This window comes from Allobacillus saliphilus, from assembly GCF_018138385.1.
In the GTDB taxonomy this organism is placed as follows: Bacteria; Bacillota; Bacilli; order Bacillales; family Alkalibacillaceae; genus Allobacillus; species Allobacillus saliphilus.
This window is the reverse complement of sequence record NZ_JAGSIE010000060.1, coordinates 1-1,496: the sequence shown is the minus strand read 5'-3', so window position 1 is coordinate 1,496 and position 1,496 is coordinate 1. Positions and strand designations below refer to the sequence as shown.

General features: G+C 38.5%; 1 protein-coding gene. It reads left to right on the top strand.

The features are described from left to right. Positions 1–62: 62 nt before the first annotated feature. Entirely contained in the window at positions 63–1,418 is a 1,356-nt protein-coding gene (locus tag KC820_RS13015; RefSeq protein ID WP_212371692.1) for an IS1182 family transposase, read from the top strand. The last annotated feature ends 78 nt before the right edge of the window (positions 1,419–1,496 follow it).

Genomic DNA, 1,496 nt, shown 5'->3' with positions numbered 1-1,496 from the left:
CCCCAAAGTCTGTATAATGGTAGTTGACTAAAACATCCCAAAAGACTGGAGGAATACTCCCTATGACCATTATACGACAACCAAGCCTTTTTAGCATTCAAGAACTTTATGATATGGAACCTACCGATAAATATGACGCAATCATTTCAGCCATCGATATTAGAATGATTTATCGAGAAGTAATGAAAAAATCTCATCGTGGTGCGCCTGAAGAGCTGAATTATGCTGCAATGATTATCTCAATCTTCGTTCGATATGTGGAACGAATTCCAACCATCAAAGATTTAATTAAGCGATTAAATCAAGACATAGCCTTCAAATTAAATTGTGGTTTTCTTGTTTCAGACAGTGTTCCATCTGAAGCTTCTTATTCACGACTGCTCACAAAATTAACACAATCAAATATCCTGGAGAAAGTCCAAGGACAGATTGTTGAGCAGGCTATAGAAGAAGGCTTTATTATCGATGACACCATTGCTATCGATGCAACTCACTTTGAAGCACGCGATCAAGCTCCAGCAAAGGAAGAGAAAGCAAAGCCGGAACCAAAGAAACGTGGTCGAAAGCCTAAAAAAGAGCGGGATCAATGGTTAAAAGAACAAGCCGAAAAAGAAGCCAGCCTTCCCCTATACGAAAAGAAAATAGTAGCTCAACTCGATGCTTCGTTGGGCGACCTTCGTGAAGGGGTTCCTCAGGAACCCAAATGGGGCATCAAGAAAAACAGTGATGGAAAAAATGTTTTTTGGTACGGTTTTAAAGGACATTTGGCTGTCGGCTCTTCCAGTCAATATATTTTACAATCACTCTTTTCATCCGGTAACTTAAACGATGGAAAAGCTGCAATCCCTTTATTAAAGGGGATGCAGGAACAGCGTTCTCTTCCAAACATACGTTATCAAACGATGGATGCAGGGTATGATTATGAACCAATCTATCAACAAGTTTATCGAATGGGGCAACAGTCTATCATCGCTTATAATCGTAAAAACGAACCCGAACCCATAGGGTTCGATAAGTATTTCGCTCCTACTTGTTTTCGGGAACATTCTTACCGTTATGATAGCTATGATGCAAAGTACGAAACATTGAAATATACCCATCCGAAAGAATGCAGTGATTGTCCACTCGCTCAAGAAGGCATTTGTCAAAAGGTATTTAAAATGAAAATCACCAAAGATCTTCGTAAATATACAGCACCAGCTCGCGGTTCTGAAGCTTGGAAGAAGTTGTTCAAGAAGCGTACTGCCGTTGAACGTGTAAATGGTTACTTGAAAGAATATTTTCAACTAAATAATGTAAGGTATTGCTCCGGAAAGCGTGCCAAAGTTCATTTTGATTTAGTCACCCTTACTTATAACGCATCAAAGTTAGCAGCAGATCGCTTGAATATACAGATGAAAAACCAACAATCTGCATGATTTCTGTTTTTAAAAATGCAATTCAAAACATTGGAGAAGTCTTTGTATTTTTAAAAAGAGCAATTATGAAATTGATTC

Coding starts and splice junctions, on each gene's coding strand:
- KC820_RS13015 (WP_212371692.1), top strand. CDS start 63: ATGACCATTATACGACAACCAAGCCTTTTTAGCATTCAAGAACTTTAT.